14 protein-coding genes are annotated in these 17,518 nt (G+C 60.6%); 4 read left to right on the forward strand and 10 right to left on the reverse strand.

Features of this window, described 5'->3' with window-relative positions; translation table 11 throughout:
• Positions 1-10 precede the first annotated feature (10 nt).
• The 10 genes from LOY43_RS10475 to LOY43_RS10520 are packed head-to-tail and all read right to left on the reverse strand — an operon-like array spanning position 11 to position 11,005.
• Positions 11-1,147, reverse strand: coding sequence for a glycosyltransferase (locus tag LOY43_RS10475; protein ID WP_095047547.1), 1,137 nt, complete (start codon positions 1,145-1,147; stop codon positions 11-13).
• Complete coding sequence (locus tag LOY43_RS10480) at positions 1,140-2,108, reverse strand: glycosyltransferase (RefSeq protein ID WP_258709575.1); 969 nt, start codon at positions 2,106-2,108, stop codon at positions 1,140-1,142. The genes LOY43_RS10475 and LOY43_RS10480 overlap by 8 nt, the downstream gene beginning before the upstream one ends.
• A complete protein-coding gene (locus LOY43_RS10485; protein ID WP_095047545.1) occupies positions 2,105-3,472 on the reverse strand; it encodes an O-antigen ligase in 1,368 nt (455 codons plus the stop codon). Before LOY43_RS10485 ends, LOY43_RS10480 begins: the two co-directional genes overlap by 4 nt.
• Positions 3,469-4,560, reverse strand: coding sequence for a glycosyltransferase family 4 protein (locus tag LOY43_RS10490; RefSeq protein ID WP_220558546.1), 1,092 nt, complete (start codon positions 4,558-4,560; stop codon positions 3,469-3,471). Before LOY43_RS10490 ends, LOY43_RS10485 begins: the two co-directional genes overlap by 4 nt.
• Entirely contained in the window at positions 4,557-6,146 is a 1,590-nt protein-coding gene (locus tag LOY43_RS10495; RefSeq protein WP_095047543.1) for a Wzz/FepE/Etk N-terminal domain-containing protein, read from the reverse strand. The genes LOY43_RS10490 and LOY43_RS10495 overlap by 4 nt, the downstream gene beginning before the upstream one ends.
• Before the next feature lie 16 nt (positions 6,147-6,162).
• The gene (locus LOY43_RS10500; RefSeq protein WP_220558547.1) at positions 6,163-7,185 is read right to left on the reverse strand and encodes a polysaccharide biosynthesis/export family protein; all 1,023 of its coding nucleotides are present in this window, start codon (positions 7,183-7,185) and stop codon (positions 6,163-6,165) included.
• 21 nt (positions 7,186-7,206) lie between these two features.
• Positions 7,207-7,854, reverse strand: coding sequence for a CpsD/CapB family tyrosine-protein kinase (locus LOY43_RS10505; protein WP_258709576.1), 648 nt, complete (start codon positions 7,852-7,854; stop codon positions 7,207-7,209).
• Positions 7,854-8,600 carry a sugar transferase gene (locus tag LOY43_RS10510; RefSeq protein WP_095124748.1) on the reverse strand — a complete coding sequence of 249 codons (747 nt, stop codon included), beginning with the start codon at positions 8,598-8,600 and terminating at the stop codon, positions 7,854-7,856. The genes LOY43_RS10505 and LOY43_RS10510 overlap by 1 nt, the downstream gene beginning before the upstream one ends.
• 18 nt (positions 8,601-8,618) lie before the next feature.
• Entirely contained in the window at positions 8,619-9,656 is a 1,038-nt protein-coding gene (locus LOY43_RS10515) for an NAD-dependent epimerase (RefSeq protein ID WP_095047541.1), read from the reverse strand.
• Positions 9,653-11,005 carry a UDP-glucose/GDP-mannose dehydrogenase family protein gene (locus LOY43_RS10520; RefSeq protein ID WP_095124747.1) on the reverse strand — a complete coding sequence of 451 codons (1,353 nt, stop codon included), beginning with the start codon at positions 11,003-11,005 and terminating at the stop codon, positions 9,653-9,655. The genes LOY43_RS10515 and LOY43_RS10520 overlap by 4 nt, the downstream gene beginning before the upstream one ends.
• A gap of 388 nt (positions 11,006-11,393) precedes the next feature.
• On the opposite strand from LOY43_RS10520, the gene LOY43_RS10525 reads away from it, so the two are divergent.
• The 4 genes from LOY43_RS10525 to LOY43_RS10540 all read left to right on the forward strand — a co-directional run bounded on the left by LOY43_RS10525 (position 11,394) and on the right by LOY43_RS10540 (position 17,469).
• Positions 11,394-13,091 (forward strand): sulfatase-like hydrolase/transferase, encoded by a 1,698-nt coding sequence (locus tag LOY43_RS10525; protein WP_258709577.1) that lies wholly within the window; start codon positions 11,394-11,396, stop codon positions 13,089-13,091.
• Between the two features lie 199 nt (positions 13,092-13,290).
• Positions 13,291-13,944: an ABC transporter ATP-binding protein gene (locus LOY43_RS10530; protein ID WP_095047538.1), complete on the forward strand. Its 654-nt coding sequence runs from the start codon at positions 13,291-13,293 to the stop codon at positions 13,942-13,944.
• The gene (locus tag LOY43_RS10535; protein WP_258709578.1) at positions 13,941-16,412 is read left to right on the forward strand and encodes an FtsX-like permease family protein; all 2,472 of its coding nucleotides are present in this window, start codon (positions 13,941-13,943) and stop codon (positions 16,410-16,412) included. Before LOY43_RS10530 ends, LOY43_RS10535 begins: the two co-directional genes overlap by 4 nt.
• Positions 16,402-17,469: a lipocalin-like domain-containing protein gene (locus LOY43_RS10540; RefSeq protein WP_258709579.1), complete on the forward strand. Its 1,068-nt coding sequence runs from the start codon at positions 16,402-16,404 to the stop codon at positions 17,467-17,469. The genes LOY43_RS10535 and LOY43_RS10540 overlap by 11 nt, the downstream gene beginning before the upstream one ends.
• Positions 17,470-17,518 lie beyond the last annotated feature (49 nt).

A 17,518-nucleotide genomic window follows, 5' to 3' on the forward strand; every position in this document is an offset into this window, starting at 1 on the left:
ATGAGTCCTCTCAACGATTCTGGTCAGGATTCCACTGTGCGTAACGTTGCCCGCGCAGGAACTGCCACAGACCGACGCTCATGCCGGCCAGCGTCACCAGCAGGAACGCCGCGAGGCGGAACGGCTTCGGCAAACGGTGTTGCGAATCCAGCAGGCCGGCGATGGCCACCGCGTAACCGAGCAATTGCGCAACCAGGCTCAGGCGATAGAAACCGTGCTCGTTCCACAGCCAGAAATTGCTCAGCAGCAGCGGCAGCAAGAGAATCGGCGCGAGACGGCGGATCAGTTTGTGGCTGATCAAGGCAATGGAATAAAGACCGTACTTGAACGGGTTCAGCAGGGCGCTGCGTTGCGCCAGGCTTTGCAGGCCACCGACGGTAACGCGCTGGCGGCGGCGCCATTGCTTGCCCGCTTCGTCGACGCCCTGGTCGATCACTTGCGCCTGGGGTACGTAAACGATGCGTTTGTGCGCGACCGGCGCGCAGGTACTGATGAAGAAGTCGTCGTTGACCTCGGCCGGTACGTTCTGGAACAGCTCGCGGCGCAAGGCGAGCAGGGCGCCGTCGGCGGAGACCATGCAGCCGGTGCGATTCTCGACCCGGCGCAACCAGCCTTCGTAGTGCCGATAGAGGCTGTCGCCAATACTCAGGCCGCCACCGGTGACCGGGATCACCATGTGCCCGGCGCAGGCACCGACCTGCGGATCGCTCAACGGCGCGAGCAAATGGCCGAGGGTGTCGCGCGACCATTGGTTGTCGGCGTCGGTGAACACCAGAATGTCGCCACTGCTCACGGCGACGCCGGCATTCAGTGTGGCGGCTTTGCCCTGGCGCGGCAGGTCGAGGACGGTGATGCGCGGATCGATCACTTTGTGCGCGCAGGCCACGGTGTCATCGCTGGAACCGTCGCTGGCGAGAATGATCTGCAGCGTGGCGGGCTGATAATCCTGGGCCAGCAGCGTGCGCAACTTGTGCTCGATGTGCCGCGCCTCGTTGTGCGCGGCGATGACGATGCTGACGTTCAGCGGCGGTGCCGGCGCGTGCCGCCAGGCCGGGAACAGCGGCGCCAGCAAGGTCAGCAGCAACGGATAGCCGATGTAGGCGTACGCCGGGAGCACAAGGCACAGGCAAAAAATGAATTCAGCCACGGGCGGGCCTCCTGGCGTTCCAATGACACAGACCGAGAATCAATGCCGCGCTGGCCAGGTGCAGGCGCACCCAGTGCAGACCCCAGAGTTGCAAGGTCAGGTTGACGTTATGGTGGCGAATGCTTTGCCGCACGCTGAGCAACAGACTCGGCAGCAGGCCCAGCAACAACAGCATCAGTGCTGGCTGCGTGTAGCCAGTCAACAACGCCAGAATCGCCAGCGCATCGAGCAACCACACCAGCAATGACAGCAACGGAAAACGCAGCAGACGCAGGCTCATGCCGTGGGCGCGCAGTAATTGCAGGTGGCTGCCCTGACGCCACAGCTCCTTGCCGATCCATTCGCGCCAGGTCATTTCATAGCCCCAATGCAGGGCGACGCTGGTATTGACCGACAGCAAACGAGCACCGTGCCTACCCAGACGCAGGGTGTATTCCTTGTCCTCACCGGTGCGCAGGGCTTCGTTGAAACCGCCGACGTTTTCGAACCACTGCCTGCGCATCAGCAGGTTCGCACTGGGCAGCCATTGCACGGTGCGAGCAGCGCGGCTCGACGGACGCAAAGAGCGACGCTGCCACGCGGCGGCATACCATGGCGCGGCGGCAGGGGTGTGCAGGTCCAGGCCGAAGACGTCGCCCTGGGCATCCGCAGCCAGGGCGAACATCTGCTTCAGCCAGTCTTCGGGCATTTCGATATCGGCATCAATGAACGCCAGCCATTCACCGTTGGCAACCGTTGCGCCACGATTGCGCAAGGCGCCGATCAGCAGGCCGGGCAGCACCAGCACCTGTGCGCCGAATGCGCGGGCGATCTGTGGCCCGTCATCAGTGGAACCGTTGTCGACGACGATCAGTTCACAGTCGATGTCAGCGGCGTTCGCGGCTTTGCGTGCGGCCAGGAGGGTGCGGCCGATGTGCCGTGCCTCGTTGTACATCGGCAGTACGATGCTGATTCGGCTCATGCTCTGGCCTCCGTCAGCGGCGCTTGCTCGGCTTTCAGGCGCAGCACCCAGGTCAGCGCAAGCATGATCCACAGGTATTTGAGGTTCGGCGCGCTGAGAAACATCAGAAACAATGTCAACGACAGAAAACTCATTCCCAGATGGGTCATCAGGTCGGCGTGCTGCCATTCGCGCCGTTGCAGCCATTCGCGTCGTGCGCGGATCAGGTTGTAGAAACCCTGCACGAGCATGCCGACAAACAGCAGGCCGGCGGGAATCCCCAATTCGCTGAAAATCTCCAGGTAAGTGTTATGCGCCCTGCGATACAGGTCGCCGATCTTGCGGTTGGCCGAGAATGCCTTGGCATAACCGGTGGTCGCATAGTGCAACGGGAAGGTCCCGGGGCCCGAGCCGAGCAGCGGATGCTCGCGGATGATCTGGCTGCCGACGACAATGTACGAGGCGCGACGGCCGAGGGATTCATCCTGAGCCTTGGCCCCGGCGCTCAAGATACTCAGCGACTGGATGCGCGCCAGGTAACCGGCAGGCATCGCATATATCGCCAATGGCAGCACGATGGCGGCGCCGAGCATGGCGAATCCGAAATGCCGCGGACGGATACGGTTGAGGTGCTGGCGGTAATGCCAGACCCCGATCGCCAGACTCAAGGCCAGTACCACCAGGCCTGAGCGCGACTCCGTTTTGGTCATGCCGCCGAGCAGCAAAAGGCAGCAGCCCGCCCAGAACAAGCGGTGTAGCAGGTTCGGGCCGCGAATCACCAGCAGTAGGCCCAGCGGCACGGCGAAGGCGATGAGCAGAGCAAAGGCATTCGGGTCATCGAGCAGGCCGGCGGCGCGGCCCTTGTCCTGGAATCTGCTGGAAAACATCGCCATCGCGCAGGTGGCGCTGACGCTGAGCGTGACCAGCCGGGCGAACAGATCGAGGTTCAGCTCGCGGCCGATCAACAAGGTGATCACGAACAGAATCAGGCCCACGCTCAGTTCACGCAGATGACTCTGTGACATGCCCATGTTGTCGGTGGCGAGCAGGCTCAGCAGGTACAGCGCCATGAAACCGATCAGGTAGCGCCACAGATTGCTGCGCAGGCGCTGCGATGGAATCTGGTGCAATACCAGTTGCAACGCCAGGATCAGCGCCAGCGAAGCACCGAGGAATTTGCTCCCGGAAAACGCGCTGTCCTTGAAGAATCCTTCAAACGGCACCAGCGCGGCAATGCCCAGCAGGCCCCACGACGGTTTGCGGTACAGCACCGTGAAACCCAGCAGCCCCAGCACTGCCCCCGGCGCCAGATACGGATAAGGACTGACCAGCAAAGCCATGCAGACCAGTGCCAGCAGGCTGACGATCGAGAGCGGGAAAATCATGCGCGTGCCTCCCGTGCCGTGTGGATGTACAGCTGCGACCAGCGTTCAGCCAAAGCCTTGAGGTCGTAGCGCTCCTGTTGTGTGCGTCTGGCGTTGTCGCGTAGTTGTGCGGCCAGCTTCGGTTCGGCCAGCAACGTGTCGAGCTGACGGGTGAGGGCGGCGGTATCGGTCGGTGCGGCGAGCAGGCCGTTGTGGCGGTCCTGCAAGACATCGGGAATGCCACCGACCGCGAACGCCACCACCGGCACACCGGCCTGCATCGCTTCGAGCAGAATCATCGGCGTACCCTCGGTGCGCGAGCTGATCACCAGCGCATCGAGTTGCTGCCACCAGCCTTGCATTGCCGTCTGATAGCCCGGCAAGCGAATCCGCTGTTGCAAACCGGCAGCGTCGATACGCGCCTGCAAGGCCTCATGTTCCGGACCGTCACCGAGCATCACGGCGTCCAGTTGCGGATGCTGGTGACACAAAGCAATCAGCGCATCGAGAAACAGATCGGGGCCTTTCTCGCTGCTCAACCGACCGACGTAACCGACCAGCCAGCGTTGTCGTTCCAGCGCCGGCGGCATCGCTGGCGCCGCTGGCAAACCGTTGGGAATCACCTGCAACTTCTCGGCACGAACGCCAGCCCGACGGTGCAGCACAGCGATGCTTTGCGCGACGCAGACCACCCGCCTCACCGAGGCAGTGCGGCACAGATGCAGGCTTAGCCAGGTGTAGAGCTTCTGCTTGCGACTGCGCGGGGTGAAACCGTGCTGAGTGATCACCAGCGGCAGGCGCAACACAGTGGCGCCGACCCAGCCGAACAGCAGCCCTTTGAAGTTGTGCGTGTTGAGCAATGGCTTGTCACCCCGGCGCTGATGCAAGAGCCGCAGCAGTCCGCCGAGCCCGGCACAGCCGCGAGCGTCCACCCCGGCCTGGCGAAAACGCTCGATCAGCTCTGGTGGCGCGTCGAGGAACAGCACTTGATGCTGTCCCGGCGTCGCCAGGCAATGATCCAGCAACATCCGCTCGGCTCCGTAGAAGCCGCCGCTGCTGAGCAAATGAATGATCGGCAGGGCGACGCACGGGGTGGACGCCGCGTTCAATTGCGCACCCAGTGAACCAGGCTCGGCACGGTCCAGTTCTTGTGCGGATTGCCCGGCTGCGACGTTTCTTCGTTGAGCACCAACAGCACCGGCAGGCCCAGTTCATGACTGATTTGCGCCGGATGCTTGAAGCGGTGATCGAAGAACTCACGTACATAGACGAAGGCAATGGCCAGCAGCAGACCGGTGAGCAGACCAAACGGAATGATCAACATCGGTTTGGGAAACGCCGCCTCGGTCGGTTCATACGGCGGGCTCAAGACACGGGCGTTGGACAAGTCGTTGTCCAGCGCGCGCGTCGTGCTGCTTTCGGCAAAGCGTTGCGCATAAGTTGAAAACGCTGCGTGCAATGCGCCGATCTCGGTGTCCATCTGGCGCAGCTTGCTTTGGGTTTGCTGCAATTGATGGATGCGATTCTTGAACTCGGCAATGCGCGCGGTTTTCTGCTCAATGACCTGGCTGACCACCGACAGGTCGATCGTGCGCTCCTGGATGCGGTTGTTGACCACTTTGAGGAACTGCTGGCGTGTGCGGGCAATCTGCTCGCGGGCCAGCAACATCGGTTCGCTGCTGGGCTGAAATATCGCCAGGTCGTTCATATAGCGGCTGACCTGAGTGGTCAGCGCCTCGCCCATCTGCCGGATCTCGCGATCTTCGAACGCGATGTTGTCCACCGTCGTCGTGAAGGTGAACGGAAAGGTGTAGTCATTGAGTTTGTTGGTGTTGGCGGTGGCCAGGCTGGTTTTCAGGTAATCGAGCCAGCGCTGGCTTTGCAGCAAGCGATCGCGATACAGGTTAAGTGCCTGCTCTTCGGTGTTGATCGCGTTGAGGCGAAAGGTGATTTCCTCTTTCGGATCGGACGAACCGACGCTTTCCAGCAGGCTCAGCCGCTCGCCTTCCAGACCATCGAGGCGGACCTGATACTGATGCTTCTTGGTCTCGTAGAACGAGTGCGGCAGCTCGATCGATTGCAACGCCTGACGATCGACCAGATAGTTTCGCAACAGCGTGGCAACGAACGTCGTGCCTTGGGCGGGGTCAGGAAAGCTGTAGACGATCGAGATGACATTGGAACCCGGCAGGGTTTCGATCTTCAGATTGTCAATGGCTTCCTGGGTCAAGCCATCCAGTGCCGTGTCGCGCACCGGATCGGTTTCCATACCCAATGCATCACGCAGCGGATTGATCACGTATTCGCGCAGCGGCGTGCTGACGTAACGCTTGAACGGTTCGGCCAGTTTGCTGAGCATCCCCGGCGGCGGGTTGTACTGACCCTGATCGCGCAGTTCGCTGATGGTCTGACGAATCAGCGCCGGCGAACGGAGGATATTGCTTTCGGTCTCCATGTCCGCCAGCGATGGCGGAATGAAGGTGGCGCTGTCCTGGGTCAGCGAGGTGGTCGCATCGCCCTGAGACAGCTTTTTCGACTGCACGATCACCTGCGCGGTGATATCGAAGCTCTGTTTGAGCAACAGCGGCAGCAACAGCGCGATCACTGCAAAGATCAGGAAGATGCGCTTCACCAGTTGCTTGTTGGCGAAGAAAATCCTGAAGAACTCGTGCAGGTAATTTTCTTTTGGGTTCATGTCGTTCACCTGAGAGTCAGTTGTCACTGCCTTTGTTGTCGACGCGGTAGCCGAAGCTGAACCCCACGCCCTGGAACAGCACCACATCGGCCAGTTGGCGGGCGAGTTCGCCGGCGCTGGCCAGTTTGGTTTTCGGTACGTAGAGCATGTCGTCCGGTTGCAGGTAGGCGATCTGTGGCGCATCGCCCGACAGTGCTTTCTCGACGTCGTAATTCATGGCCTGCACCTGATTGCCGTTGCGCCGCATGATCACCACCGAATCGAGACGCGCCTTGACGTTGGTACCGCGTGCCAGGGTCAGCGCCTCAAGTACCGACACCGGCCGGCGGATCGGGTACGAGCCCGGTTGAGCGACTTCGCCGAGCACGTAGATCTCGTTGCCGGCGGTGGATTTGAGCAGCACATCCACAGTCATCCGTCCTGGCAGTTGCGCGTACTTGCTGTTGAGGAAGGTTTCCAGTTGATTGACGGTCATGCCTTGCAGCGGCACAGCGCCGATTTCCGGAAAACTCGCATAGCCATCGGTACCCACGGTGATTTCACGGCTCATGCCGGTGGCCGGGTGGTTCAGCGCGCTTTTAAGGTTTTGCTCATTGCTCAGCGGGCTCAGAATCTGCACCGAGAGCTGATTGCGGTTGGGCTGGAACAACTGTTTGCGCTGATAGGCGCGCTGGATTTCCTGCCGCGCCTCGTCGCTGGTCAACCCGGCGATTTTCACCGAGGTGTTGGCGCCCGGCAGTTCGATGGTGCCGTCAGGCAGCACCAGTTGCGTGCCGTTGAGCTGACTGGCAGCGGTGAAGTTCAGGCCGATCTGGTCACCCGACTGCACGCGGTAAGCGTCCGAGCCGCTGGTGCTGATGTGGAAGATCACGTCCAGCACATCTTTGGGGCGCAAGGTCTGCTCGACTCTGGGCATGTCGGTGGCCTGCGCATTGCCCGGTGTGGCGGTGAGGATATTCACCGGCATGTTGCGGGTGTCGGAATTGCTGGAGCAGCCTGCAAGTGGCAGCAACAGCAGGACAAGCATTTTGGCGTTCATGGCGTCATCCTTTGCGTTCGCTTACAGGTTTTTGTAAAGCCATTTGGGCATGTAGTACTTGCGCCGGTTGAACACGCTACCGACCACTTTTGCCCCGGCCTGAGTCAGGCGTTGCACGGCGGCTTGCGCGACTTCCCAGCGGGTGTCTTCGGCGCGTACGACAAGCACCACGCCATCGACTTGCGTGCTGATGACCAGCGTGTCGGCGTCGGAGTACACCGCGTCGCCATCGATCACCACAAAGCGGTACTGGCTGCCCAATTGATCAAGCAACGGGCTCAGACGCTCGGCGGTCAGGTGCTCCAGGGTGCGGATCGGCCGGCCGTTGGGTAGCACGTGGAACGGCAGGCTCGAGACCTGCACCACGCAGTCCTGCAACAGCGGTGGGTTGTCGGGGTTGAACAGCAAGTCACGCAGGCCGCGCTCCTTGCTCAGGTTCAACTGCTGGGTGAGATTGCTCGCCGACTGACTGGCATCGACCAGCAGCACTTGGCCGCTGCTCATTTGCGCCAGTTGGCTGGCCAGCGCCATCGCGCTTGTGGTGGTGCCAGCGCCCGGGTTGGCAGCGGTCAGGAACAGGATCCGCAGATCGAGATCCAGCACGGTCGAGGTCAGGTTCGATTCGCTGGGGTTGGCGATGTTCAGGCTTTTGTTGGTTGAACCGTCCATTAGCTTGCTCCGTGGCCGCTGAATACTTTGAAGGGGGTTTTCAACAGAATCTTCAGATCAAGCAGAAGGCTCTGCTCGGCGATGTAGCTGAGGTCCAACTCAACGCGCTGGTCGAAGTCGATATTGCTGCGTCCGGAGATCTGCCACAGGCCGGTCATGCCGGGGTAGATCGCCAGACGCGCGAGGTGATTGTCCTTGTAGCGGTAAGCGTTGAACGAGGTCGGGCGAGGGCCGACCAGGCGCATGTCACCGGTCACCACGTTGATCAGGTTCGGCAGTTCATCGAGGCTGGTGCGCCGCAGGAAACCGCCGATGCGGGTGATGCGCGGATCGTGGTCGATTTTGAAATCGATGGCGTCGGCACCGTGCTTGTTGAGGTGACGCAACGACTCTTTCAATTCTTCGGCGTTGGCGACCATGGTGCGGAATTTGTACATGCCGAATTTGCGACCGCGGTAGCCGGTGCGCTTTTGTACGAACATCACCGGGCCTTTGCTGGAGTATTTGATGGCCAGTGCCAGGCCCAGCAACAGTGGTGAAATCAGTACCAGAATGACTAGCGCACCGAGGCAGGCGACCACGCGATTGGTGCGTGACAGTTGCCATGGCCGACCGCCGTCGCGGCCCGTGAACCAGCCGCGACCCTGGCGATGAATCGCCGCGTCGAGACGCATTCGGTGCTCGGGATCCACGCGCTTGTCGCGGCGCATTTCTAGGATCGGTACACCTTTCTCATGTCCAGTCATGGAGTCCTCCACATGAATTCAGCCGCGAACGGCGCGTGGGCGATAGGCAGTGGGGTAGTAGTCGCGGAACCAGGCGATAAAGCGTCCGAGTCCCTCATCCAGCTCTATCCGGGGCTGAAATCCGGTGGCCTGGGCCAGATCGCTGGCCTCGGCGCAGGTGTTGAGTACGTCACCCGGTTGCAGTGGCAGCAGCTCGACAATGGCTTTCTGGCCAAGGTGTTTTTCCAGCAGCGCCAGGTAGGTTTTCAGCTCGACCGGGTGCTGTCCGCCGATGTTGAACAGGCGCCATGGCGCCATGCTGCTGGCCGGGTCGGGCTGCTCGCGATCCCACTGCGGGTTGACCTGCGGTGGCTGATCGATAAGGCGGGTGATGCTCTCGATGATGTCGTCGATGTAGGTGAAGTCGCGCTGGTGCTCGCCGTAGTTGAACAGCTTCAGCGGTGTGCCTTCGCTGATCGCCCGGGCGAACTGGATCGGCGACATGTCCGGCCGACCCCATGGCCCGTACACGGTGAAAAAGCGCAGGCCGGTGCAGGGAATGCCGAACAGGTGGCTGTAACTGTGCGCCATCAGCTCGTTGGCTTTTTTCGTCGCGGCGTACAGCGACAGCGGGTGATTGACGCCGTCTTTCACGGAGTAGGGCGTGTGCTGATTGGCGCCGTACACCGAGCTCGATGACGCGTAGATCAGGTGTTCGACCGGGTGATGCCGGCAGCTCTCGAGAATATTGAGGAAACCGTTGAGGTTGCTGTCCAGATACGCCTTGGGATTGTCCAGCGAGTAACGCACCCCGGCTTGCGCGGCGAGGTGAATCACCACTTGCGGACGTTCGCGGACAAACAGCGCTGCGATGGCCGAGGCATCGGCCAGGTCAACCGTAGCGAGCTGGAAATCGCCGGCCTGCTCGCGCACCCACTGCACGCGGTCGTGCTTGAATTGCGGGTTGTAGTAGGCGTTGAAGTTGTCCAGACCGACCACTGAATGCCCGTCGCGCAGCAGCCGCAGCACGCAATGGGCACCAATGAAACCGGCCGCACCGGTGACCAGCACCTTCATGGCCGTAGTCCTTCAGGCGCAATGTGGCGCAGGCCGATGCCGCTGTAATGCAAACCAGCGGCGGCGACTTGTTCCGGGTTGTACAGGTTGCGGCCGTCGATGATCACCCTCGAACGGAGCTTTTCGGCGAGCAACTCGAAATCGACCACGCGGAAGTTTTTCCACTCGGTGCAGATCACCAGTGCGTCGGCGTCTTCCAGGGTGTCGTCGCGGGTGGCGCACAGGTGCAGATCGTTGCGGTAGCCGTAGAGGCGCCGGCATTCGGACATCGCTTCCGGGTCGTAGGCCTGCACGCTGGCTCCCTCGGCCCACAGCGCATCCATCAGATAGCGGCTCGGGGCTTCGCGCATGTCATCGGTGTTGGGTTTGAACGCCAAGCCCCAGATCGCGATGGACTTACCGGCCAGGCCTTGCGGGAATTGCGCTTTCAGTTTGCTGAAGAGGATGTGCCGCTGCAGGTCGTTGACGTCGGTGACGCTGCGCAGCAGTTTCAGCGGCATGCCGTTGTGTTCGGCGGTGTGCAGCAGCGCGCGCAGGTCTTTGGGAAAGCACGAGCCACCGAAGCCGCAGCCCGGATAGATGAAGTGGTAACCGATGCGCGGGTCAGAGCCGATGCCTTTGCGCACCGCTTCGATGTCGGCACCGAGCAGTTCGGTGAGATTGGCCAGCTCGTTCATGAAACTGATGCGCGTGGCGAGCATGGCGTTGGCGGCGTACTTGGTCAGCTCGGCGCTGCGGTTGTCCATGAACATCAGTTTTTCGTGGTTGCGGCAGAACGGCGCGTACAGCTCGCTCATTTGCTCGCGGGCCGCGTCATCGCGGGTGCCGACGATGATCCGGTCCGGGCGCATGCAGTCGGCGAGGGCGCTGCCTTCCTTGAGGAATTCCGGGTTGGACACCACCCGCACTTGCAGATCAGTCTTGCCGCGACGCAGCAATTCGCTGTTGGCGGTGGCCAGCACCTGATCGGCGGTGCCGACCGGCACCGTGGATTTGATGATCAGCGTGCGATCGGCCTCCATGTGCGAGGCGATTTGGCGGGCGACGTTGAGCACGTGGCTGAGATCGGCAGAGCCGTCCTCATCGGCGGGGGTGCCGACGGCGATGAAAATCAGCTCGGCATGCTCGACCGCGTCACTGGCCTGGGTACTGAACAACAGGCGGCCGGCCTTGATGTTTTCCTCAAGCGTGCTGGACAAACCTGGCTCACTAATGGGCGGCACTGCTTGTTGCAGTTGTTTAATTTTGTTTGGGTCAATGTCCACGCATAAAACGCGATGACCGACATCTGCAAGTGCGGCGGCTTGTATAAGTCCGACATAGCCAGTGCCAAATACGCTCACGTCCATCTGCGCACCTCAATAACACCAAAAGTTAACTACGGAATGAGATTGTTAAAGGGGTATAGCGCAGCGTTTGAAAAGCGTGTCAGCAAAATGACATGTTGCATCTGTATAACACTTGAGCATTTTTTGGCGATTGGCCATCAAGTCATTGCTGCGATTGAATTTGTTGCTTTTGTGCAGATTTGTTCAGATTTCAAATATGCGATAAACGGTCGAAAGCCGCTAATTTAAAGGCTTGCGGCGTCATCGATGTGTCAGATTTGAGTCACCGGTTTTTTGACGCTATCCCTGATAAAACAGTCAATTCTTGCGCTTTGATGGCCGGGTGCTAGTGTCAGGTTCTGACTGACAAACCTTTGACTCCCTGCCGTTTTGCCCGATCGGTATCGCCATGTTCAGATATGCCAAAGAAATGTTCTTAATTGTTTATTTACTGATTTATTCCGAATATTACATTGATCGGTTAAATGCTATCGGCCTCAGTTTTTCTGTACTTCTTTTTGGCGCGATGTTTTTGGCGCTGACTTTAGCGTTATATCTAACGGCGTATATAAAACAGGCTCTCATTCGCCACGTTTTCGCATTGGCAATGTTTGTCTCGGCAGTGTTTTTCGATGTCTATACCCGGGTCACGGCGGATTACCTGACCTACAGCGGTTTCGTTTCATTGGTTTACTCCGGCGGTTTCATCCAGGAAGCGGCGTACCAGTACCGGGACGCGATCCTGCGTGGCGTGCTTAGCGGTTTGCTGTTGCTGTTCGCCATCGGTCTGAAACCCCGCCATAGCCTGGCGATTCCCAACGCCTTGCGTGTGGCGGCGCCGCTGTGTGGTGTGCTGCTGCTCAGTGCTGTGCTGTTTTTGCGTGCGGGTGAGGGCGCCCGGGGTTTGCCGATCATGTACACGCCGCTGGCCTACCTCAACCTGTTTGCCTACGAAGCGCTGCACAACACCGTCGGCCCGCGTGAACCGGTGACGCTGGCGCGCAACTCGCAAGCGGTCGGCCACGATATCGTGCTGATCATCGACGAAAGCATCTCCGGCAATTACCTGGACATCAACGCGCCGTTCGGCGTGCACAGTAACCTCAAGCAGGCGCACGCCGGCGTCGACATCTTCAATTACGGCTTCGCCGCGTCCATCGCCAATTGCAGCGCCGACACTAACGTGACCCTGCGTTACGGCGGCACCCGCGCCGACTACATGCGCATCAACACCACGTTGCCGTCGATCTGGCAGTACGCCAAGAAGGCTGGGCTGCGCACCGTGTACATCGACGCCCAGCGCACCGCCGGCAATCTGCAGAACCTGATGACCGATACCGAGAAGAAGGACATCGATCAGTTCGTGCAATTCGACCAGACCAGCGTGCGCGACCGCGACATGGCAGCAGCGGCGAAGCTGATCGAACTGCTCAACGACGACAAGCCGGAGCTGGTGATGATCAACAAGGTCGGCGCGCATTTTCCGGTGCACGACAAATACCCGGATGCGTTCATGGCTTACCGCCCGACCTTGCCGCGCGGGCAGTTCACCGAAGTGGCCGATACCGGCGAGCGCAACGGCTTCAATGGCCAGCCGGATGACTGGGTGCTGTATCGCAATGCCTACAAGAACACCCTGTTGTGGAACGTCGGCGAGTTTTTCGCGCGGGTGTTCGCCCAAGGCAATCTGAACAATGCGCTGCTGATCTACACCTCTGATCATGGCCAGGATCTGCACGAGCGCGGTAATCCGGGGTTGAACACCCATTGCGGTGGTGATCCGGTGGAGGAGGAAGGGTTGGTGCCGCTGGTGGTGATTCAAGGCAGTGCTCTAAAGACGCTGGACTGGTCGGCACAACTGGCGGCGAACAAGGATCGTTCCAGCCACTACAACATTTTCCCGACGCTGTTGCAGTTGATGGGCTATGACCTGGCGGGGATCGAGGCTGTTTATGGCAAGCCACTGAGTGTCGCGACGGCGGATGAGTTCACCTTCAACTACCGCTTCAATGCGCGGTTGGGGGCCAAGCCTGAGTGGAAGCACATTGATCTGGGCAGCATTGTCACGCCGTCGCAGGCGCCGACGAGTGTGGCGGCTGGTCAGTAGACTTTGTGCTGGCAGGACTGGCCCCATCGCTGGCAAGCCAGCTCCCACAGTGTTTTAGGGTGAATTCAATACTTGTGAGCAACGTCATTCCCTGTGGGAGCTGGCTTGCCAGCGATGAGGCCATTGAGTTCACTGCAAGATTCAAGTCTGTCATCGCCATCCGCTATCCTTGCCCCACACTGACCGATCAGGTGGCGGCATGCTTCGTGTTGAAAACGTCTTCAAAAGCTATCTCACCCCGCAAGGCCCATTGCCGGTGCTGCAAGGCGTCGACCTGACGCTGGAATCCGGCAGCAGCCTGGCACTGATGGGCGAATCCGGCAGTGGCAAAAGCACCTTGCTGCACCTGGTGGCCGGCCTCGACAAAGTCGACAGCGGCAGCATTCGCAGCGGCGAGCATCGTCTTGAGGCGATGAACGAAGCGCAACTGGCGAACTGGCGGCGTAGCGAAATCGGCTTGGTGTTCCAGCAGTTCAACTTGATCGGCAGTTTGCGCGTCGAGGACAACCTGGCGTTTCAGGCACGCCTGGCCGGGCGCCACGAGCCGCGTTGGCAGGCGCATCTGGTGCAGCGTCTGGGCTTGGGCGATTTGCTTAAGCGTTATCCCGAGCAACTTTCCGGTGGTCAGCAGCAGCGGGTCGCGTTGGGCCGGGCGCTGGCCTCGCAGCCGAAATTGCTGTTGGCCGATGAGCCCACCGGCAGCCTCGACGAAGCCACCAGCGACGAAGTATTGCGGTTGTTGCTGGAATTGCTCGATGACACGCCAACCACTTTGTTGATGGTCACCCACAGCCCGCGAGTCGCGGCCCGATTGGCGCAGCGAGTGGTGTTGTCCAGCGGGCGGCTGACGTGATCGTTTTCCGACAAACCCTGCGTGCGCTGCTCAGCCATTGGCGGCGTCATCCAGTGCAGTTTTTCAGCGTGCTGACCGGCTTGTGGCTGGCGACCAGTCTGCTCACCGGCGTGGAGGCGCTGAACAGTCAGGCGCGCGACAGTTACGCGCGGGCCAGCCAATTGATCGGTGGCGAACCGCAGGCCAGTCTCAGTACGCCGAACGGGGCGACTTTTGCGCAGCAATGGTTCGTTGATCTGCGCCGAGCGGGCTGGCCGGTATCGCCGCTGTTGCAGGGGCGGTTGCTGCTCAAGGGCATTGAGAATCAGCGGCTGCAATTGATGGGTATCGAACCGGTGTCGTTGCCGGCCGATTCGGCGGTGGCCGGGCAGGCGTTGCCGATTGAGCGTGTTGTCGAGTTTTTCACGCCACCGGGCAGTACGTGGATTTCACCGGAAACCTTGCAGGCGCTGGATCTGCGTGAAGGCGACACGCCGCAAACGGCTAATGGTCTGCGATTGCCGCCGCTGCTCGCGCAAAAGGACATGGCGCCCGGCGTATTGCTGGTGGACATCGGCGTCGCGCAAACCCTGCTTGAACAACCCGGACAATTGTCGCGCCTGTTGCTGCCCAAGGATTTTCACGCCGAGTTGCCGGCCTCCTTCAAAGGTCTGTTGCAAATCAAAAGCAGCGGCGAGGAAAACAATCTGGCGCGGTTGACCGAGAGTTTTCACCTGAATCTCGATGCGTTAGGGTTTTTGTCATTCGTGGTGGGCTTGTTCATCGTCCACGCTGCGATTGGCCTGGCTCTTGAGCAACGACGCGGTCTGCTGCGTACGTTGCGCGCCTGCGGGGTCAGCGCGCGGATGTTGATCGTGTGCCTGATCGTCGAACTGGGTGTGCTGGCGCTGATCGGCGGATTGTTCGGTGTGATCAGCGGCTATTGGCTGGCGAGTGTCTTGCTGCCGGATGTCGCCGCCAGCCTGCGCGGTTTGTACGGCGCGGAAGTGGCGGGGCAGTTGCGCCTCAGTCCGTGGTGGTGGTTCAGCGGCATCGGTTTGAGCCTGCTCGGCGCCTTGCTCGCCGGGTCCAACAGTCTGCTGCGCGCCGCCCGTTTGCCGTTGTTGGCCGTAGCGGATCCGCAAGCCTGGCATCAGCAATATGCACGTTGGCTGCGTCGACAAGGCTGGCTGGCGGCAGTGCTCGGTTTGCTGGCCTTGGTGGCATTGATCTGGGGCGACAGTCTGGCCAGCGGTTTTGTCCTGATGGCCGGGTTGCTGATCGGCGCAGCGTTGGCTTTGCCAGTGTTGCTCAGCGCGCTGTTGAATCAGTTGCTCGGGCGCAGTCGCTCGGTGCTGGGGCAGTGGTTTCTTGCCGATTGCCGTCAGCAACTGCCGGCACTGAGCCTGGCGCTGATGGCGCTGCTTTTGGCACTCGCCGCCAACATCGGTGCCGGCAGCATGACCGCCGGTTTTCGCCAGACCTTCGATGACTGGCTCGAACAACGCCTGAGCGCCGAGCTGTATATCAACCCGAGCAATCCGGCACAGTCGCGGGAAATGTACAGCTGGCTAAAACAGCAGCCGAACATTGCGGCGATTCTGCCCAACTGGCAGGTCGCGGTGACGTTGCAGGGCTGGCCGGCGGAAGTGTTCGGCATCATCGATCACGCGTATTACCGCCAGCACTGGCCGTTGCTCGATGTCAGTGGCAGCGACCCGTGGGCGCATCTGGCCACGGATGATGCGGTGATGCTCAGTGAGCAAATCGCCCGGCGCCTGAAACTACACGTGGGTGAACACGTGGCGATTCCGACACCCAACGGCACTTGGTCGCCTCGCATCGTTGGCATCTACGCCGACTACGGCAATCCCAAGGGGCATTTGCTGGTCAGCATCCACCACCTGCTGCGCGGCTGGCCGCAACTGACGCCGAACCGCTTCAATTTGCGTATTGACCCGCAGAATATCCCGGGGCTTTTAGCAGCATTGCAGACGCGTTTTCAACTCGATGACAGTCGCATCGTTGATCAGGCGCGGCTCAAGGGCTGGTCGGTGCAGGTCTTCGAACGGACCTTTGCGGCGACGGCGGCGTTGAACAGTTTGACCCTGGCGGTGGCGGGTGTGGCGCTGTTCATCAGCCTGCTGACGCAAAGCCAGAGTCGCCTAGGTCAACTCGCACCGCTGTGGGCGTTGGGCGTAACGCGGCGGCAATTGATGCTGCTCAATCTTGGTCAGACCTGGCTGTTGGCGGTGCTGACGCTGGTGTTAGCGTTGCCGTTGGGGATCGCGCTGGCTTGGTGCCTGGACGCTGTGATCAATGTGCAAGCGTTTGGCTGGCGACTGCCGTTGCGGGTGTTTCCGTGGCAATTGCTGCAACTGATGGGGCTGGCGTTGTTGGCGACGTTGCTGGCTTCGGCATGGCCGCTGTACTCGCTGTACCGCACGCAACCGGCGGATCTGCTGAGGACCTTTGCCCATGAGGATTAACTTCGTTGTGCTGATGGTTTTGTTGCTGCTCGGTGGTTGCGATCAATCGGCGCCGGAGCAGAAGGGCTTTGCCGGGATGGGCAATCAGGCGTTGGCGTTTACGCCGGTGGTGTCGGGTCGGGTATTCAGTTTTCCGGCGGATCACGGTGCGCATGACGGTTTTCGCATTGAGTGGTGGTACGTCACCGCCAATCTCAAGGATCAGCAGGGCAATGAGTTTGGCGTGCAATGGACGCTGTTTCGCAGTGCGCTGAAACCGCTGGCGGAGCAGGCCGGGTGGGCTGATCAGACGATCTGGCTGGGGCATGCGGCGGTAACTTCGAGCACGGTGCATCACGCCGCCGAACGTTACGCCCGAGGCGGAGTGGGGCAGGCGGGTGTGCGGCTGGCGCCGTTCGAGGCGTGGATTGATGATTGGCGGTTTGCCAGTCAGGCGCAGGATCCGTTGAGCGACCTGCAACTCAGCGCACGCGACAAGGATTTCGCCTATCAACTGCACCTGACTTCCAGCCGCCCGCTGGTGTTGCAGGGCGACAAGGGCTTCAGTCAGAAATCCGAAGAAGGTCAGGCGTCGTATTACTACAGTCAGCCGTTTTTCCAGGCCAGTGGTACGTTGCAGATCGACGGCCAGACGTACACCGTCAGTGGCCCGGCATGGCTTGATCGCGAATGGAGCAGCCAGCCGCTGACCGCCAATCAAACCGGTTGGGACTGGTTTTCCCTGCACCTGGACAGCGGCGAACACGTGATGCTTTACCGCATGCGTCAGAAGGACGGTGCGCCGTATCTCACCGGCACGTGGATCGCCGCCGATGGCCAGACGCAAACCCTGCGCAGTTCGCAGATTCAGCTCACTCCGCAAGAAACCTCTAAAGTTGCCGGCCGGGCGATGCCGGTGAAATGGTCGATCAGCATCCCCGACAAGCACCTCGACATCAGCCTCGACGCGCTCAACCCCAACGCCTGGATGAACCTGCGCATCCCTTACTGGGAAGGCCCGGTGCACATCAGCGGCAGTCATCCCGGCCGGGGCTATCTGGAAATGACCGGGTACTGACAGCGCCTCGTAAAAACTGCGAGTTGTAACGGGCGCAGAATCCGGATCT

The organism is Pseudomonas sp. B21-041 (assembly GCF_024748675.1).
GTDB lineage: Bacteria > Pseudomonadota > Gammaproteobacteria > Pseudomonadales > Pseudomonadaceae > Aquipseudomonas > Aquipseudomonas neuropathica.

Bases quoted from the DNA above. Each gene is read 5' to 3' on its own strand.
- LOY43_RS10480 (WP_258709575.1), bottom strand. From the start codon at position 2,108: ATGAGCCGAATCAGCATCGTACTGCCGATGTACAACGAGGCACGGCAC.
- LOY43_RS10485 (WP_095047545.1), bottom strand. From the start codon at position 3,472: ATGATTTTCCCGCTCTCGATCGTCAGCCTGCTGGCACTGGTCTGCATG.
- LOY43_RS10495 (WP_095047543.1), bottom strand. From the start codon at position 6,146: ATGAACCCAAAAGAAAATTACCTGCACGAGTTCTTCAGGATTTTCTTC.
- LOY43_RS10500 (WP_220558547.1), bottom strand. From the start codon at position 7,185: ATGAACGCCAAAATGCTTGTCCTGCTGTTGCTGCCACTTGCAGGCTGC.
- LOY43_RS10505 (WP_258709576.1), bottom strand. From the start codon at position 7,854: ATGGACGGTTCAACCAACAAAAGCCTGAACATCGCCAACCCCAGCGAA.
- LOY43_RS10510 (WP_095124748.1), bottom strand. From the start codon at position 8,600: ATGACTGGACATGAGAAAGGTGTACCGATCCTAGAAATGCGCCGCGAC.
- LOY43_RS10515 (WP_095047541.1), bottom strand. From the start codon at position 9,656: ATGAAGGTGCTGGTCACCGGTGCGGCCGGTTTCATTGGTGCCCATTGC.
- LOY43_RS10520 (WP_095124747.1), bottom strand. From the start codon at position 11,005: ATGGACGTGAGCGTATTTGGCACTGGCTATGTCGGACTTATACAAGCC.
- LOY43_RS10525 (WP_258709577.1), top strand. From the start codon at position 11,394: ATGTTCAGATATGCCAAAGAAATGTTCTTAATTGTTTATTTACTGATT.
- LOY43_RS10530 (WP_095047538.1), top strand. From the start codon at position 13,291: ATGCTTCGTGTTGAAAACGTCTTCAAAAGCTATCTCACCCCGCAAGGC.
- LOY43_RS10540 (WP_258709579.1), top strand. From the start codon at position 16,402: ATGAGGATTAACTTCGTTGTGCTGATGGTTTTGTTGCTGCTCGGTGGT.